The following is a 17941-nucleotide window of genomic DNA, read 5'->3' as shown; positions in this document are numbered from 1 at the left end:
TTTCTGCGGGAATTCAGCCGGCCGGGACCGGGCCCTCGAATCCGGTCAGCGTCATGACACGGGCACCGGTCGAGGCGTTCTTCACTTTCCAGGTGCCGAGGACGGGGTCCCCCTCGATGAGGGAGTCGCCGTCCTCGGGGTCGTGCGGGGTGACGCGGCCGACGGTCAGCGGGTCCACCGCGACCGAGAGCCCCGGCCCCTGCCGCGCGCACAGCCGCACCACGTTCTCCAGCGCGGACACCGCGAGGGCGGTGCGCGGGGCGGCGGGTGTCGCCCACAGGTCGCCGGGCGCGCAGGGGCGTACCCGGCCCTCCCAGCGGCCCCGCTCGCCCCTGGTCCAGCGCGCGCGGGGCACCACCGAGGACCGCCAGCGCAACCGCGCGGGCCCCGAACGCCAGGTCGTCATCGGGGTGATGCCGCTGCGCGGCGGGGCGGGCGAGCGGGTCTCCCCGGGCCCGGGCGTGTAGCGGAGGCGGACCCTCGCCTCGGCGCCCGGGGCTTCCGGTTCGCCCGGCCGCCGGAAGCGGACCTCCACGGTCCAGGAACGCCCTTCGTAGACGCCCCGGACCTCACGCTCCAGGACCGTCGCCGGGCCGTGGAGTTTCAGCAGGTCGAGAGGGACGACGATGTCCTCCAGACACTCGGCCTCCAGCTCCGGGAAGTCCGGGGGCACGATCCACTCCGCGCCCCGCAGCGCGTTCTCCAGGAGCAGGCTCACCGGGACCGCCTCCGCGCCGTCCACCAGGAAGTCCGTCAGGACCGGTGTGGTGTCCCGGTCGAACCGGACCCGCGACACCAGGCGGGTGTGCGGCTCCCAGGAGGTCACCTCCCCGAGGTGGTGGATCTTCGGATAGACCTCGGAGTGTCCCGGCAGATCGGGAACGACCGGGTAGCCGGTGGCCTGCCCGGGGTCGATCGCGTCGCCGAGCGGCCCGACGAAGGTGATCTCACCGGTGGAGCCGGCCAGCAGCTCGTCCTGCCACTTGGCGAGTCCGTCGGCCACGCCGAGCGGGGCCATGTAGCGGCGGGTCGCCGCGAAGTTGGCGATGAGGCCGATGCGGTCCCAGGTCGGCCAGGCGAGCGTCATCACCGGGAAGTCCGCGCGGCGCTCCGCCCACCGGCCGAGCCGGGCCAGGCCCTCGTTCGCCGCGGCGTACTCCAGCTGGCCGACCATGCCGCCAAGGCGCCCGGTGAGCGAGCCCACGTTGCAGAAGAACTTGAGCCTGCTGCCCTCGAGTTCGCCGAAGAGGTGGAGGAAACTGCCGATCTTCGTCCCCACCGTCCGCAGGATGTCGTCGTCGGACTTCTTGGGCAGCCGGGCCGCGTGGTCCACGCCCGCGTTGTGCACGACGCCGGTGAGGGCGTCGCCCTCCCGCCGCACCAGGTCCCGCACCTGCTCGGGGTCGGTGAAGTCGCAGCGCACGTACTCGATGCGCAGTCCGCGCTTCTGTGCGGCGGTGATGTTGCGGGCGAGTTCCCACAGGCGGCGGGTGCGGGCGATGTCGCGGCGGATCTCGGGCAGCGGGCGGCCCCGGCCGCTGCCCGACCACAGCCGCTTCTCGTACTCCTTCAGCTCCGCCTCGTCCACGCCGAACCAGGGTTCGCCCTCGGAGGGGAACGGCTCCCGGCCGGTCACCAGGACCCGCGTACCGTGCCGTTCGGCGAGCGTACGGGCCAGTTCCCAGCCGATGCCCCGGCCGCCGCCCGAGATCAGGACGCAGTCGCCCTCGCCCAGGTCCAGCGCGGGCGGGCCGACGGGCCGGGCGGCGGGCGACAGGGTCAGTCGCCGCCCCTCGCGGTGGCCGACCTCGATCTCCCCCGGCCGGCCCAGCTCGCTCGCGACGATGCCGGGCAGGTCGTCGACGGAGGACGGCCCGACGTCGACGACCCGGGCGTTGCAGTTGGGGAACTCCCGGTGCAGCGTCTTGGCCAGACCCGCCCAGATGCCGCCCAGCGGCTGCGCCAGGTCGTCGTCGGGGTGGTGGCCCATACCGCCCCCGAGACAGGTGACGGCCAGATAGAACAGCCGCCGGGCGGAGGTCTCGCCCGACCAGTCGTCGTACTGCCCCCGCAACGCGGCGACGGTCCGCAACAGGGGCTCACGCCAGACACGGTCCAGATCGGCCGCACCGTGCCTGTGCGAGACGCCGGTCACCGTGAGATCGACGATCGCGTCCACGGGCCCGTCACCGCCGGAGGCCGGTGCGGATGCGCCGGGGGCCGGTTCTGGCACGCCGGAAGCCTGTGCGGGCGCACGGGGGGCCGGATCGGGCACGCCGGAAACCTGTGCGGGCGCGCGGGGGTCCGGATCGGGCACGCCGGAAACCTGTGCGGGCGCACGGGGGTCCGGATCGGGCACGCCGGGAGGCCGTTCGGGTGCGCCCGGGGCCGGTGCGGGTGGGCCCGGGACCAGCGCGGGCGCACCGGGAGCCTGTGCGGATGCGCCGGGGGCCGGTTCTGGCACGCCGGAAGCCTGTGCGGGCGCGCGAGGGTCCGGATCGGGCACGCCGGGAGGCCGTACGGGTGCGCCCGGGGCCGGTACGGGCGGGCCGGGGACCGGTGTGCGGGTGGTGGGGGTGTGGCGGTGTACGTGGGCGCCGTGTGTGGTCAGTTCGTGTGCGACTCGGTCGGCGGTCGTGTCGTCGCAGGCGAGCAGGAGGACCCGCATGCCGGACAGGGCGGGTGCCACCCCGGTGAGGGGTGGCAGGGCGGCCGGGCGCCACACCATCCGGGTTGTCGGCTGTACCGACGGGTCCTCGGGCTCCGCCCCGGGCGGGGAGGTCTGCATGGGTGCGTGTTCCTTCCTGGTCGGGCCGGTCATGCCGGGTCGGCGTCGACGTAGCCGATCAGGGCCGCGCGCAGGTCCTTCATCTGCAGGACCATCCGGCCGTCCGGCCGGGCCGCGACGAACCGGTTCTCGACCCGCTCGGCGGCCAGGCCGAACCCGGGAGGTGTGGCGTACAGGCCGATGGGGTCGGGGCCGGTGGACAGGGTGTGGTCGTTCGCCTCCTCGTAGAGGTCGATACGGCGGATCGACAGGGGCGCGGCGACCGGCATCCGCCGGTCGTCCGGCAGGTCCAGCACCCCGACCCGGGCCAGTCCGTCCAGCAGGACGCACGGCACGGAGAACCCCTGCCAGTGCGGTTCGTCCGAGGGGAGGGAGAGGTCGTAGCGGGCCCTCTTGCCCCGGGGGTGGACGGCGGTGCCGCTCGTCGAGACGAACGGTCCGCTCAGCCGGACCGGGGAGCCCGGCTGGTGGTACGGGTCGGGGACGGGAGTGTCGTCCGCGTGGTCCCAGGCGTCCCAGCGCGGGGCGTGCGGATACGCGTCCGCCATGAGCACACGGGCCGTGAAGTGCGGCCTGTCCTTGACGAGTACGACGCCACTGGGCGCCACCACGTCCTCCAGGACCCGGACCTGGACGACCGTGGTCTCGCCCCCCTCGCGCCCCTCGTCCTCGACGACCTCGGCCGTGATGCGCTTCGGTGCCGTGGGGACGTCGCGGTACACCCGCAGGAAGTGCTCGAACGTCACGTCCTCGAAGGCCACCACCCGCCGGCCCGGCACGAGGCGACGGGCCGCCTCGGCCGCCAGCTCGGTCACGAACGTGCCGGGCAGCGTGGGTTCGCCGCGCACGGTGTGGTGTTCCAGATAGCCGTCCGTGCGCAGGTCGAAGAGGCACTCGAACTCCGCCGACCGGCCGTCCGAGGACACCTCGCGCCGCAGGAAGAACCCCCCGGGCTCCCCGGGCCGCTCCGCCGGCGCCTGCGCGAGATAGCCGGGGTAGAACTTCTCCACCGTGGCCTTTTCCGCTTCGCCGAGGTGCACGACCGAGGGGCGCCGGACGGGCGCGTGCAGTTCCTGCACGAAGTGGTGGACGCCCTCGGGCACCGGCATGCTGCTGTAGGAGCCGGCCCGTTCGTAGTACGCCTTCGTCAACTCCCCGGCGCCCATGCCGACGCCCGCCCACAGCGTCCAGCCGATGGTGACCTCCGGGTGGTCCGAGGTGGCCGTCGCATGACCGGCCGCCGTGCCCAGGAAGTCGTTGGCGGCGGCGTAGTCCGCCTCGCCGAGCTGCCCGAACCAGCCCAGCAGCGAACCGAAGTTGCACCACAGCCGCGGCGGGGCGTCGCGCAGCGCGTACTTCAGGTTCCGGTACGACGCCACCTTCAGATCCCGGATGGCGGTGAACTCCGCGAAGTCCTTGTCCTTGATGAGCGCCGATCGCTGGAGCCCGGCGGCGTTGACGAGCAGGTCGACCCGTCCCTCCGTCCGGAGGATCTCGCCGAGGGCCTTCTCGACCTCGGCTCCATCGCGCATGTCGCAGGCGCGGTAGGTGACGCGCTCGGTGCCGCTGTGCTCCGCCATCTCGCGCAGATTCGCGCGGGACTCGCGGGCGTTGAGCATCCGGTCGAAGTCCTTGGTGATGCTCGCGACGCTACGGCCGCCGCCCTTGCCGAGTTCGGCGGTGATGTACTTCGCCCGGCCGGCGGCGAACTCCTCGTCGGTGCCCTCGAAGACGGACGCCGGGTAGGCGTCGAGGTCGTTGCTGCCGAGGACGTGGATGCGCGGGCCGAACTCCCTGGCGAGGGACTTGGCCACCTCCGCGGTGATGCCCCGGGTCCCCCCGGCCACCACGATCACGGAGTCCCGGTCCAGCGCGGCCGGCGTCGCCTCCTCCAGCTCGACCGGTTCCTCGCGCAGCCGCGGGGTAAGGCGTGCTCCGCCGCTCTCCACGACCACGGGGAAGTCCCGCTCGGCCCGGCTCTCCTCCTCGACGCCGTGGACCGCCGCCGTCACGTCCGTCCCGGAGGTGAGGAACGCGAGGCTGCCGCCCTCGGCCAGCTCCAGGCCCGCGCTCTTCAGCAGGCCGGTGAACAGGCCCGAGCAGGGGTGCGGGGTGCCGTCCCGTACGGCGCCCAGCAGCAGCATCGTCAGATCGGCACCGGGCCGGGCCAGATCGTCGTAGGTCTGCTGGACGGCCAGGTACACGGCGTCGTGCAGGGCCGTCAGGGGCGGTGCGGTGTCCGAGGCGAGGGCGTCCGCGTCCGGCGGTACGGCGCGGGCGAGGTCGCTCAGCACCCGCAGGTGCGTGACCGGCCCGGGCGCGCTTCCCGAGAGTGCCTCGCGGACCGTTTCCGGAGTGACCCGGGGCAGATGGTGCCAGCCGGGGCGGCCCCGGTCGTCGAGCGGCGTGGTGGACAGCACCCTGAGCCGGGTCTCCGGACCGGCGGCCCGGGCCACCAGATCGGGGGCGTCGGTGACGACCACGGCCCCGTCCGGCAGGAACGGCACCTTCTCACGCACCGGCTTCGCGGGCGTCTCCTCCAGCACCGGCACGAAGCGGCGGACGCACAGCGGGTCGCCGGCCTCGGTGTGGGTGGTGGAGCGGAAGGGCGCGCGCAGGAGGGCGGACGGAGTGCCGGGGGTGACGTCCGTCGGGCCCGGGATCGTCAGGTGGACGCTCGCTCCCGGCCTGCCGGCGTCGCCGCCGCCGGACACGGTCGCCCGGCCCGCCGGTCCGTGCAGGGCACGCAGGACGGCCAGGCCGCCGGACGCGCCCAGGTAGCGGGCGTTCTCCGGGGCGTCGGGGCCGCACAGGACGGGTTCACGCGCGGGCGTCTCCCGTACGGTCTCGTCGACGGTCTCGTCGACGTAGGCGAGCACGGTCAGGCCCGCGCTCCGGGCCCGCTCCTCGGTCGTCAGGGCGAACAGGAAGGCACCCTCGGCGAGTTCCGCCCGGTCGTCCGGGAGCAGGTCGCCGATGAGGGAGCGGTACTCGGGGAGGCTGTTGCCGTTGATGCCGCCGGCCAGGGCGAAGTCCAGCTCCCCGGTGCGCAGATAGCGGCTCGCCAGGGTGAGGGACGACAGGGCCGAGGCGAAGCCCGAGTCCACGGTCATGTTCGCGCCGTTGAGGTCGAAGTAGTTCGCGACCCGGGCGGAGATGATGTTGGGCATCTGGCCGGGGAAGGAGTCCTCGTTGGACTCCGGGATCATCGACCGCACCTGCTCGCGCAGCCGGTCCAGCACGCGCGGAACCTCGGCGGACCCGGCCGGGGGCGAGGCGGCGAGGGCCTCCCCGACGTCGTCCAGGTAGCAGCGGTTGGCGTAGTGCATCGCCGCCCTCGTCGGCCCCATGTGCCCGACGAACACCCCGGTCTTCGCGGCCTGTCCGCTCCAGAAGTCCGGCATCCGGTCGCGCAGTTCGTGCGCGCACTCCAGGATCATCAGCTGGCACCGGTCCAGCGCGCGGATCGTCTTCGGGGGCAGCCGGACCCGGTTGAACGGCGGTACCGGATAGTCCGCCCCGAAGCTGTCGAGCGGCCCGTCGCCGCCCTCCAGCCAGCGCGTCACGTCCTCCCGTCCCTCCAGTCCGGGCAGATGCGCCGACCAGCCCACGAGGGCCACCCGGCTGTCGGCCGCCGGTGCCTTGGTCGTGGGGGGCCGCACCTGTTCCGGTTCGGCGCCGCGGTCCTCGGAGACGATGAGATGGGCGTTCGTACCGCCGAAACCGAACCCGGACACCGCCGCCAGCCGGGGCCGCTCCCCGTCGGCCGTCCAGGGCCTCGGCCGCGAGGTGACCTCCAGGCCGGTGTCGTCCAGCCGGAAGTCGGCCCGGGGCGTGTCGAGGCGGTACTGCCCCGGAATGGTGTCGTGCTCCAGGCCCTTCAGGTTCTCGATGAGCGAGACGACGCCCGCGGCCCAGCCGGTGTGGCCGAGCAGCGACTTGTTGGAGGTGACGGCCGTCGGCGTGGAGGTGCCGAAGTGCTCCCGCAGCGTGGTGAACTCCTCCAGGTCACCGGCGGGCGTACCGGTCGCGTGCGCGTTGATCCACCGCACGTCGGCGCTGTCGACCTCGCCGCCCTCCAGGGCCCGCTGCACGGCGAGGCCCTGCCCGGCGGCGTTCGGGGCGTAGATCGCCTTGCCCTTGCCGTCGGAGGAGGAGCCGAAGGCCCGCAGCACCCCGAGCACCCGGTCGCCGTCCTTGCGGGCCCTGCTCAGTCGCTTGAGGACGACCAGGGCCGCACCGTCCGCGAAGATCACGCCGTCGGCGCTCTCGTCGAGGGCGTGGACGGTGCCCCGCTTCGACAGGCCCTGGAGCTTGGAGAACAGCACCGTGCCGCGCGGCGCCAGCGCGAACGCCCCGCCGCACACGGCGATGTCCTGCTTGCCCATGAGCAGGCCCTTGGCCGCGATGTCGACGGCGTACAGGGACGAGGAGCACGCGGTGTCGACCATGTGAAGCTCGGTGGACGCCGGCAGGACACCGTCCATGGCCACCTCGCCGACCCGGTGGGGCAGGAAGCGGGACGGGGAGCCGGCGCCGCGCCGGTACCGCTCGGCGAGGGTCCGGTCGATGCCGTCGCGCAGCTTGTCCCGCTCCTCGTCGGGCAGGCCGAGGTCGTCGACGATGCCGTGCGTCAGGCGGGTCGCGCTCTGCAGGACGCCGGCCTCTTCCAGGTGCTGGCTGCCGTCCGGGGTGTAACCGATCACGAAGGAGCACCGGTCGTCGTCCCGGCGGCTGACGCCGTCGAGCGCCTGCACCAGGCTGTGGCGCAGCCACTGGGTGGTCAGTTCCTGCTCACCGGGGCCGCCGGGCATGCCCGCGAGGGCGCCGTCGGCGGCCTCGAAGTCCGTGATGAACACGCACTGTTCGGCGTACGCCTTGTCCTCGGCGGACAGGTCCGCCGAGTGGAAGCTGTCGTGCCGCCAGCGGTCCCGGGGGACCTTGACGAACAGCTCGTCCCCGGTCGTACGCAGTTTCCAGAACTCGTCGGGGCTGTTGGCACCGGCGACGGCCATGCCCATGCCGACGACGGCGATGGCGTCGTCCCCGGACTCGGCGGATTCCTCCGGCTCTACGGATTCCACGGGCTCCGCGGATTCCACGGGCTCCGCGGGTGCCTCGGACCCCGCGCGTGCCCCGGACCCCGCGCGTGCCCCGGACCCCGCCAGCGCCTCGGACCCCGCGGGTACCCCGGACCCCGCCAGCGCCACGGACCCCGCCAGCGCCTCGGACCCCGCGGGTACCCCGGACCCCGCCAGCACCTCGGACTCCGCGCGTGCCCCGGACTCCGCCATGGGCTGCTCCGCGGGTTGCCGCGGCGGCGAGAGCAGCGCCGCGCCCAGTGTGAGGCCGCCGTCCGCCAGGACGACCTGCCCCGTGATCCAGCGGGCGTCGTCGGAGGCCAGGAAGGAGACGAGCGCGGCGAACTCCTCGGGGCTGCCGAGCCGCCCCCAGGGCGTGGCCCGTTCGATGACGTCCTGCATCGGTCCGGCGTCGGGGAACTTGTCCGCCACCTCGCTGCTCAGCATGGCGGCGGAGGCGATGTTGACGCGGATGCCCAACGGCGCCAGCTCCACGGCGAGATACCGGGAGGCGGCCTCCGCGGCGGCCTTCGCCGGGGCGCACGCCGAGTAGTTGGCCATCACCATCTGGGAGCCGCCGAGCGCGGAGACGGTGACGATGGAGCCGCCGCCGCCACGCGCCATGAGCGGCGCGGCGGCCCGGGCACAGCGCAGCCCGCCCTTGTAGTTGGTCTCGATCGCCTTGTCCAGGTGCGTCTCGGTGACCTCGTCCGGCGGCAGCAGGGCGCCGTTCGCCGCGTTGTTGACGAGGATGTCGAGCCGTCCGTGCAGCTCGTCGATCTCCTGGAACATCCGGTCGACCTGTTCCTGCCGGGCCACCGAGGCCCGTACGAGGTCGACCCGGGCGCCTTCGGCGACGAGCTCGTCGCGGGTCTGCTTGGCCTGGTCGTGCGAGTGGAAGTAGTTGAGGACGATGTCGGCGCCGCGCGCGGCGAGATCCCGCGCGATGGCTTTTCCGATCCCCCTCGACCCGCCGGTTACCAGCGCCACCTTGCCGGTGAGGTCGCTCATGAAATACGTGTCCTTCTTCCAGAGGTGCGTCAGGCGGTGACCGGGACCGTCGCCGGTCCGGTTCAGCCGACCGGCTGGGGCTCGGCGAGCCGGTCCAGCTCCGCGATCACGAAGTCGGCGATGGTGTCGAGCGTGTTGTAGGGGTCCAGGCGGAAGTCGGCCTCGCGCGGCGGCAGCCCGTAGCGCTGCGACACCCGCGACAGCAGCTCCACCTGCTTGACGGAGTCGACGCCGAGTTCCGCCTCCAGCTGCACCCCGGCCTCGAAGACCTCCTCCGGGTACTCCAGCGCCTGCGCGTACAGGGTCCGCAGCTCGGCGAACACCTCGTCCCGGTCGAGAGCGGCGTTCGCAGGCGCGGAGGACGCCGGGGCCGGGGCCCGCTCGGGCTCGGGCTCGGGCTTCCCGGCCTGCTCCGTCTCCCGCTGCGGCTCCGGCTTCTCCTGCCCGTCCCCGAAGGCCCGCAGATCCATCCGGATCCGCTCCCTGACCTCGTGCCCGTGCGCCTTCCAGTACGCGTCGAAGAGCTCGGACGGCACGGACGGGGCGAGCAGTTCGGCGAGGCCCGAGCCCCCCGGGCCCGGGTCGGCCAGGCCCGCCGCGCGCAGTTCGCGGAGCGTGGTGTCCAGTGCGAGCCGATCGCCGTCGTCGAGGGCGAGGGTCGCCAGGGAGCGGACGTCCGAGCCGCGCGTCAGCCGGGTCACCAGCTTGGACAGCGCGGGGCGTCCGCCCGCCTCGACGAACGTGGTGACACCGTCGCCGTGCAGCCGGCGCACCGCCGCCGCGAACCGCACGGGCTGGACGAAGTGGTCCGCGAGCCGGCCCGCGAGCGGTTCGCCGGGCTCGTAGTGGCGCTGGAGGATCGGCGAGTACACGCGCCCGCGCAGCGGGTGCTGCTCCAGCGTGCGGACATACGCCTCGAACTCGGGCGCGGCGGGGGCGAGGGCCGGGGTGTGGAAGGGGAAGGGCGCGTCGATCTCGATGGCGCCGATGCCGAGCTGCGCGGCGATGGCCGTCACCTGGTCCAGGGCGGCGTCGGGTCCGCTGACCACGGTCTGCTCGTCGTGGTTCTCGGTGGCGACCGCCAGCAGCGGTTCGTCCAGCAGTCCCAGCAGCATCCGCACCCGGTCCGCCCCGGCGGACAGGGCCACCATGCGGCCGTCGATCCCGTCGTGGCGTTCGATGACCGCGACGCGCTGCGCGACGATCCGCACCCCGTCCTCCACCGAGAAGGCACCTGCCGCGACGAGGGCGGTGATCTCGCCGAGGCTGTGTCCGGCGAGCACGTCCGGGCGGACGCCGTGGTCGGTGAGGATCTCGTGGGCGGCGAGGCCGGCGCCGTAGATGGCGACCTGGGACATCCAGGAGTCGCGGGCGAGCAGGTCGCGCAGACCGGCCTCGCCCGGGGCGAGGACGAGGTCGCTGATACGGCGGGAGAACAGCTTCTCGGTCTCGGCGTCGAGGCGTTCGAAGACCCGCCGGACCTGGGGGTGGGTGGCGTCGGCCCGGCGCAGCGCGGCGCCGTCGAAGCCGCCCTGGCCGGGCAGGAGGAAGGCGGTGGAGGTGTTTTCGGGCATGGCGGAACTTCCCTTTCTCGCGGGTGTGTCGAAGGTCGTGGCCGGTCGGCCGCCACGGGCCCGCTATACGGGCGCGGGCCCGGCCGGCCGATGCCGGGTGCTGTCCAGCAGGTACTGGCCCATGGAGCCCAGGTTCCCGGCGATCAGCCGGTCGCCGGCCCGGCGGGCCGGGGGGATGTGCCGTGGTGCTCCGCGCACCAGCCAGCGCACCATGCGCACCTTCCAGCTGGTGTCCGGGCCAGGGGCCACGTGGTCCAGCAGGGCGTGCATGTTGGCTGCGGAGTAGAACCGCGCGGGGTCCACGATGGTGGCGAAGACACCGACCATGTCGCGGCCGTGTGTGGCGCTGCGGCTCATCGCCTCGATGAACTCGACCTCCTCGGGGCTGTGATCGGCGATGGCCGCGTGGTCGCAGGTGTACCGGTAGTGGCCCCTGACCAGGTCGTCCCGCCGCCTGCCGTAGCGGGCGAGCGCCTCGGGCAGTCCGGCGCCGCCCTGCCGCGACCACGCGGTGTCGACGGCGTCCGCCAGGAGTTCGGCGCTGCGCAGGCTGTCGCTGATGCCGGCGGCGGTGATGGGGTCGCGGGTGTAGCCGGCGTCGCCGACCAGGGCCCAGCCCGGGCCGTGGGAGCGGCGCAGGAAGTTGGGCACGGATCCGGTCATCCAGCGGCCGGTGCGCCGGGTGTCGCGCAGGGCGGCGGCCCACTCGGGGTCGACGGCCTCGAAGGCGTCGATGACCGTCCGGTCGCGTTCCTCCTGGGCGCCGGCCTTGAAGTCCCCGGTGGGCTGGGCGACTCCGACGATCGTCAGGCCGTCGTGGGTGGGCCAGGTGAAGGTGTGCTTGCGGGCGTGCCGGTGGGTGCGGACCCGGCCGTCGTGCGGCAGGCCCTCCCAGTACGCCCAGTGGCTCTTGTTGAGGACGGGCCGGGCGCCGTACTTCTCGGCGCCGGTCAGGCGGGCGACGGTGGAGTTGGAGCCGTCGCCGCCCACCACGAGCCGGGCGTGCTCGGTCACCGCGGTGCCGTCCTCGGTCTCTCCCCGGACGCCGGTGACGGTGCCGGCCTCGTCGGTGCACAGGTCCCGCACGGAGAAGCCCTCGCGGAACTCCGCGCCGGACGCGATCGCGGCATCCAGCAGGATCCGGTCCAGGGCGGTCCGGTCCGGGGAGTACGCCTCGTCGACCTCGTCGGCCGCGGGCAGCGGGGCCATCAGCCGGGCCCGGCCGCTCTGCAGGCCGTACTCGCGGATCGGCGGGCAGCCCGTGGCCTTCAGCTGCTCCAAGAGCCCCCAGCGCTTGAGCCGGAGGATGCCGGGCGGGTGCACCAGGTTGGTCGCGGCGGCCTTCCCGCCGGGGAAGACGGCGCGGTCGAGGAGGAGGACCTTGTGTCCGGCCCTCGACAGGAGCATGGCCGTGGCGGCACCGCTGATGCGTGCCCCGACCACGATGACGTCGTACATCTCAGGTCCCCCAGTCGCCGTGTCGTCCGATTCGCTCGTACGTCATCGCCGCCGCGCGGCGCTGCCGGCCCCGCTCTTCTCCCGCTCGGCCGACCCGCCGGCCTCGGGAGACGCGCTCGCGTCGGTTTCGCGGGCGGAGGAGCCCCGGGCCGTCTCGACCGTCCGGCTCTGCTTGGAGCGGCGCGGCGCGGTGAGCATCGCCAGCACGCCGAGCGCGGCGAATCCGGCCCCGGCCCAGGTGGCGGGCACCAGCCCGTCGACGAACTGCTGCGGGGTGCCGTAGCCGCCGTAGGAGGTGAAGATCGAGGTGAGGACCGCGACGCCGAGGACACCGCCGAGTTCGCGGAAGGTGTTGTTGGCGCCGGAGGCGATGCCCTGCTCGCGCGGCTTGACGACGTTCATCGCCATCTCGGCGGTCGGCGCGAAGAACAGTCCGAGCCCGATGCCGCCCAGCACCAGGCCGGGCACCTGGTCGGTGTACTCGGTGTGCACCTCGGTCACCGAGGCGAGCCAGCCGAGCGCGACGGCCTCGGCCAGCAGCCCCAGCGCCACCACGAGCCGGTTGCCGATCCAGGCGGTCAGGAAGGACGCGAGCGGGGCGATCACCACGGGCATCGCCGTCCACGCGAGCATCCGCACACCCGCCTCCAGCGGCGAGAAGCCCTGGATGTTCTGCATGAACTGGGTGAGCAGGAAGACCAGTCCGAACATGGCCGCGAACATCAGCATGCTGGTGACGTTGACGGCGCTGAAGGCCCGGTTGGCGAACAGCCGCATCGGCAGCATCGGCGTCCGGGCACGCAGTTCCCACAGCACGAACGCCACCAGCAGCACGAGCCCGGCGATCAGGGAGCCGAGCACCTTGCCGCTGGTCCAGCCGTCGTTGGTGGTGCTCACCAGCGCGAAGACCACACCGAGCATGCCGAGGCTGACCAGGACGGTGCCGACGATGTCGAGCCGGGCTCCGGCCTGCTTGCTCTCGGCGAGCTGCCACACGCCGAGCAGCAGCACGGCGGCGCCGATCGGCACATTGACCCAGAAGATCCACTCCCAGGAGATCTTCTCCACGACGGCCCCGCCGATCAGCGGGCCGAGCGCCACGGCCAGTCCGCTGAGCGCGCCCCACACTCCGAGGGCGATGCCGCGCCGCCGCTCGGAGACCGCCTCGGTCAGCAGCGTCAGGGTCAGCGGCATGACGATGGCCGCGCCGAAGCCCTGCACGGCCCGGGCGGCGATCAGCTCCCCGGGCGAGCCGGCCAGCGCACAGCCCGCCGACGCGGCCGTGAACACCGTGAGACCGATCAGGAACATCCGCCGGCGTCCGAAGCGGTCGCCCGCGGCGGAGCCGCCCATCAGGAAGACGGCGAAGGACAGGGTGTAGGCGTTCACCGTCCATTCCAGTTCCTGGAGATCGGTTCCCAGGGACTTCTGGATGGCGGGCAGCGCGGTGATCACCACGAGGTTGTCCAACGCGGCCATGAACACCGCGAGGGCGCTCACGATCAGCGTCGAGACTGCGTTTCCACGGGAAGGGGGCCAACCGAGCACAGGAGATCCTTCGTCGGGCGTACGGGACTGAATTTCGGGGGACGGGGGGCCGGTCAGGCGGAGACGGACAGGGTGTCCAGCGCCTCGCGCCACAGGCCGGCCAGCCGCCGTGCGTCGGGCAGGGCGCGGTCGTACAGGAAGCCGACCCGGACCCGCTGCCCGTAGGAGAGCAGCGTCACGGACAGTGCGTTGCCCGGCAGCAGGACGCCGATCGGGGTCGCGTCGACGGCGGGGGCGCCGCCGAAGGACAGCGCCGTGGGCAGGCTGAAGTTGGAGGCGTACAGCGGTGAGGCGTGCGGGCTGAGCAGCCGCCGTACCGTCCACCGGGTCACCGGCGCGGGCAGGACCCCGACCAGGACCCTGCTGGCCGGCCGCAGGCCGTGGGCGCGCATCCGCCGGGTCCGCTCGGCGAGTTGCCCGAAGGCCACGTCGAACGGCGTGCCCCTCTCGGGCAGGTTGACGACCGCGGTGGTGAGGTGGTTGCCGACGAGGGCGTCCTCGCCGGGCACACGGGTGCTGAGCGGCATCCGGACCGGAACCGGTGCCGTGCGAAAGCGCGCCCGGATCTCCTCGTCGCCGTCGGCCGCCCAGTCGTCGACGGCCTTCCACAGGGTCATCAGGAACGCGTCGTTGAGGGTGGCGCCGAACCGGTGGCTCAGCTCTCGCAGTTCGTTCCAGGTCGCACCGGCCGTGGCCACGCCGAGGCGTTCGGCGCAGGGCCTTGGCACCCTCGGCCAGGGCTGGGCGGGCAGCAGGGCGCGGGCGAGTCCGGTGCCCACGCTCACCGTGCCCCGGGCCAGTTCGCCGGCGGAACCGCTGACGAGCGGCCGCACACCCGACGAACGCCGTTTGCCGTCCTCCAGGCCGGGGTCGCCGAACAGCGAGGAGACGATGTGGGAGGCTCCCATGCCGTCCTCGGCGCTGTGGTGGACCCGGAAGCAGACCGCGAACTCGTCGTCGGCCCAGCCGTGCACGAGGTGCATCGACCACAGCGGGGCGCTGTCCGGCAGCGGCTCACGGGCCAGGGCGGTCAGGACGGTGTCGAGGGGCGTCCCCGGCGGGAACTCCTCCTCGCGCAGATGCGCCGCCGGATCGAAGCCCGGGTCCGGCTCGCGCCGGGGGCGTCCGGGGCCCGGTGTCATGCGGTGGGTCAGTCCCGGGAGCGCGGGCAACCGCTGCTTCAGGAGGTCGTACAGGTCGCTCAGGGGCGGCGGGCTCCCCCGGAACCGGAGGAACTGTCCGTGGGTCAGGCCGGCTTCCCGCGCCACGGATCCCCGGGATCCCCTGGATCCCATGGCGAGGAAGACCTCGTCGATCGGGTTGAGTCGGTGATTCATGCGCTCGGCTCCCCTGCCGGTCGCGGCGTACATCGTCCCCGGGCGGCTGGTCAGGTGGGTGGGTTGCCGTGCTTGCGGGACGGCAGGTCGGCGTGTTTGGCCCGCAGCGCGCGCAGCGTCTCGATCAGCGTGGCGCGGGTCTCCGCCGGGTCGATGACGTCGTCGACGAGGCCCCGCTCGGCGGCGTGGTAGGGATGCATCAGCTCGGCCTTGTACTCCTTGACGAGCCGCTCGCGGGTCGCCTCGGGATCGTCGGACGCGGCGATCTCCCGCCGGAAGACGACACCCGCGGCGCCCTCCGCGCCCATCACCGCGATCTCGTTGGTGGGCCAGGCGTAGGCGGCGTCGGCGCCGATGGACCGGGAGTCCATGACGATGTACGCGCCCCCGTACGCCTTGCGCAGCACCACCGAGACCCTCGGCACGGTGGCGTTGCAGTACGCGTACAGCAGCTTGGCGCCGTGCCGGATGATGCCGCCGTGCTCCTGGTCGACCCCCGGCAGGAAACCCGGCACGTCGACCAGGGTGACCAGGGGGATGCTGAAGGCGTCGCAGACGGAGATGAAGCGGGCGGCCTTCTCGGAGGCATGGATGTCCAGCACGCCCGCGAGGCTGGTCGGCTGGCTGGCGACGACGCCGACGGTCTGCCCGTCCAGCCGGGCCAGTCCGCACAGCACGCTGGTCGCCCAGCCCGCGTGCGTCTCCAGCCAGTCGCCCTCGTCGACCACCTCCTCGATCACCGCGCGCATGTCGTAGGGGCGGTTGCCGTCGGCCGGCACCAGGTCGGCGAGCGCCTCGCCGGCGCGTCCGGCGGGGTCGGCGCAGTCGTAGGACGGCGGCGTCTCACGGTTGTTGGACGGCAGCAGGGAGAGCAGGTGGCGGACCTCCTCCAGACACTCGGTCTCGTCGTCGTGGACGAAGCCGGCGACGCCGGACACCGCGCCGTGGACATCGGCGCCGCCCAGTCCCTCGTGGGAGATCTCCTCGCCCGTCACCGACTGCACCACATCGGGACCGGTGATGAACATCTGGGAGGTGCCGCGCACCATGAAGACGAAGTCGTTGAGAGCCGGAGAATAGGCGGCCCCGCCCGCGCATGGGCCGAGCATCACCGCGATCTGCGGTATCACCCCGGACGCTTTGGTATTGCGCTGGAATATGCCCCCGTATCCGGCGAGCGCCGATACTCCCTCCTGGATACGGGCGCCCGCGCCGTCGTTGAGGGAGACCAGGGGTGCTCCCGCCGAAAGGGCCATGTCCATGATCTTGTGGATCTTGGCGGCGTGCGCCTCGCCCAGGGACCCGCCGAAGATGCGGAAGTCATGGGCGTAGGCGAAGACGGTGCGGCCGTGCACGGTGCCCCAGCCGGTGACGACGCCGTCGGTGTGGGGCCTGCGGTGCTCCAGTCCGAAGCCGGTGGCCCGGTGCCGCCGCAGCCGCTCCACCTCGTGGAAGGAGCCGTCGTCGAAGAGCAGGTCAAGCCGTTCCCGCGCGGTCAGTTTGCCGCGGGCGTGCTGTTGTTCGGTGGCGCGCTCGCTCGGCCCTTGCTCCGCTTCGCGCCGGGTGGCGTGCAGGAGGGCGACGCTGTCGCGCAGGGCGGAGTGGTTGTCGGTGGGGGTGTCGGCGTGGGTTGCTAAGCCTGATGCCGGGGCGGGGCTCTCGACCGGAGCCGCGGATCGGACCGTCATCCTCGGGTCTCTCTCCGTCTGTTGGAGGCGGGCTCCTCTCCTTTGAGGCTCCCCCTTTCACTTCGATTATTCGAGGGTCGCCGTACCGCATGTCAAGCGAAATCGGGACTCTCCCGCAGGGCGGGATATTCGGGAATCCAGGAATCCCGTCTCGCGAGAAGCGGGAGATCCGGTGAATGCGACTGCTCCGCGCGGGCACTTTCAATTAACCGCGAACTCACCGCGAACTCACCGGTAACTCACCGGTAACTCACCGGTAACTCGCCGGTAATCAGTCGGACCCGGAATTGCCGTGGAAGGCGGCGGCCGGCGCGTGCGCGCCGAAGCCCCCCGGCCGGGAACGGCCGGGGGGCTTCGGCATCCTTCGGCAGCGCTCAGTACGACCCAGGGGCCTCCTCGGACCACGGGCCGTGATCATCGTCGCCGGGCGTGAAGCAGGACGCCGCCCGCCGTACCGCCCGCACCGCGGACACCGAGCAGGCCGACATGTCGTGACCGGGCTTCAGCACCGCCACGGACCCCATGATCAGCCCGTCCCAGCGCACGGGCGCCGCGCAGCCGACCCAGCCCTCCGCCCACTCCTCGACGTCGAGCGCGAGCCCTTCCTTGCGGACGGATTCCAGGGAGGCGAGCAGCCGTGCGTCGTCGCGGAACGCCCCCGGCCCGGCGCCGTCGGGCACGGGCTCGGCCAGCACACCGTCCTGGATCACCTTCGGCAGGAACGCGAGGATGGCCCGCCCCGCCGCCCCCGTCCGCAGCGACCGGCACAGCTCCACCAGCGCCCGGGGGGAGACGCCGAGCTCGGACAGGTCCGACGCGCCGACAGCCATGTCCAGGCACTGCTTCCCGGCACCCCCGAAGGGCGCCAGGGCGAAGAGGAACGCCAGTCCGCCGTCGGTCGCCGTGTGCAGATCCTCCAGAACGGCGTGCGCGACACGGGCGTTGGGCGCGTGGGCGAGGGATTTCAGCCCCAGCCGCGCGGCCCCCGCCCCCAGCCGGTACAGACCATGCCCTTCCCGGGCGAAAATGCCGTCGTACACACCGGACTGGAGGATCCGGTGCACGGTCGAGTCGTCCAGCCCTGTCGCCTCGGCCAACTCGCCGGGCCCGTGCATCTGGCCTTCGACCTCGGTGAAGGCCCGCTGGACCCGGAAGACCCGGTCGGCGTGCGCACTGCCGCCGAGAGTGCTGCGCTTGCTCATTGCCTGCTCCCCGTTGCTCCCCGTTGCTCCCCGTTCGGGTGGCGCCCCGCCCGGGGCGTGACAGCCTGTCCCTTACCCACCACGGTAGTTGCCCCTACCAACCGTGACTGGACGGGCACACGGCGAGGGAGAGGGCCGTGGCAGGCTCGTAGGAGTTGCAGTGGTGCGGTTGGGCCGGTTCCGCGACGTACGGCCTGCCCGTATCCGGCAACAGCCCGCCCGGCCGCTCCACAACCGCTGGGGGCGGTCTGCTG

The 17941-nt window shown here is 72.9% G+C and carries 8 protein-coding genes; all 8 read right to left on the bottom strand.

Going from position 1 to position 17941, the window contains the following annotated elements; genetic code table 11:
- Positions 1-13: 13 nt before the first annotated feature.
- The 8 genes from ACZ58V_RS24950 to ACZ58V_RS24915 all read right to left on the bottom strand — a co-directional run bounded on the left by ACZ58V_RS24950 (position 14) and on the right by ACZ58V_RS24915 (position 17687).
- Complete coding sequence (locus ACZ58V_RS24950) at positions 14-2233, bottom strand: KR domain-containing protein (protein ID WP_471292380.1); 2220 nt, start codon at positions 2231-2233, stop codon at positions 14-16.
- 584 nt (positions 2234-2817) lie between these two features.
- The gene (locus ACZ58V_RS24945) at positions 2818-8880 is read right to left on the bottom strand and encodes an SDR family oxidoreductase (RefSeq protein WP_471292378.1); all 6063 of its coding nucleotides are present in this window, start codon (positions 8878-8880) and stop codon (positions 2818-2820) included.
- A 62-nt stretch (positions 8881-8942) separates the two neighbouring features.
- On the bottom strand, positions 8943-10454 hold the full coding sequence (locus ACZ58V_RS24940) for an acyltransferase domain-containing protein (RefSeq protein WP_471292375.1): 1512 nt from the start codon (positions 10452-10454) through the stop codon (positions 8943-8945).
- Positions 10455-10517: 63 nt separating this feature from the next.
- The gene (locus tag ACZ58V_RS24935) at positions 10518-11912 is read right to left on the bottom strand and encodes an NAD(P)/FAD-dependent oxidoreductase (protein ID WP_471292372.1); all 1395 of its coding nucleotides are present in this window, start codon (positions 11910-11912) and stop codon (positions 10518-10520) included.
- Positions 11913-11954: 42 nt separating this feature from the next.
- Positions 11955-13391 (bottom strand): MFS transporter, encoded by a 1437-nt coding sequence (locus tag ACZ58V_RS24930; protein ID WP_471292703.1) that lies wholly within the window; start codon positions 13389-13391, stop codon positions 11955-11957.
- 122 nt (positions 13392-13513) lie between these two features.
- Positions 13514-14797 carry a wax ester/triacylglycerol synthase domain-containing protein gene (locus tag ACZ58V_RS24925; protein WP_471292369.1) on the bottom strand — a complete coding sequence of 428 codons (1284 nt, stop codon included), beginning with the start codon at positions 14795-14797 and terminating at the stop codon, positions 13514-13516.
- 50 nt (positions 14798-14847) lie between these two features.
- The gene (locus tag ACZ58V_RS24920) at positions 14848-16485 is read right to left on the bottom strand and encodes an acyl-CoA carboxylase subunit beta (RefSeq protein WP_471292366.1); all 1638 of its coding nucleotides are present in this window, start codon (positions 16483-16485) and stop codon (positions 14848-14850) included.
- A 374-nt stretch (positions 16486-16859) separates the two neighbouring features.
- Complete coding sequence (locus ACZ58V_RS24915; RefSeq protein ID WP_382491731.1) at positions 16860-17687, bottom strand: IclR family transcriptional regulator; 828 nt, start codon at positions 17685-17687, stop codon at positions 16860-16862.
- Positions 17688-17941 lie beyond the last annotated feature (254 nt).

Source organism: Streptomyces sp. NPDC040589 (assembly GCF_055594445.1).
Note: the sequence above shows the minus strand (reverse complement) of the source record. Positions and strands in the feature narration are given on the sequence as shown.

Excerpts from the sequence above, each read along its gene's own strand:
- ACZ58V_RS24945 (WP_471292378.1), bottom strand. The coding sequence starts at position 8,880 with ATGAGCGACCTCACCGGCAAGGTGGCGCTGGTAACCGGCGGGTCGAGG.
- ACZ58V_RS24940 (WP_471292375.1), bottom strand. The coding sequence starts at position 10,454 with ATGCCCGAAAACACCTCCACCGCCTTCCTCCTGCCCGGCCAGGGCGGC.
- ACZ58V_RS24935 (WP_471292372.1), bottom strand. The coding sequence starts at position 11,912 with ATGTACGACGTCATCGTGGTCGGGGCACGCATCAGCGGTGCCGCCACG.
- ACZ58V_RS24930 (WP_471292703.1), bottom strand. The coding sequence starts at position 13,391 with ATGGCCGCGTTGGACAACCTCGTGGTGATCACCGCGCTGCCCGCCATC.
- ACZ58V_RS24925 (WP_471292369.1), bottom strand. The coding sequence starts at position 14,797 with ATGAATCACCGACTCAACCCGATCGACGAGGTCTTCCTCGCCATGGGA.
- ACZ58V_RS24920 (WP_471292366.1), bottom strand. The coding sequence starts at position 16,485 with ATGACGGTCCGATCCGCGGCTCCGGTCGAGAGCCCCGCCCCGGCATCA.
- ACZ58V_RS24915 (WP_382491731.1), bottom strand. The coding sequence starts at position 17,687 with ATGAGCAAGCGCAGCACTCTCGGCGGCAGTGCGCACGCCGACCGGGTC.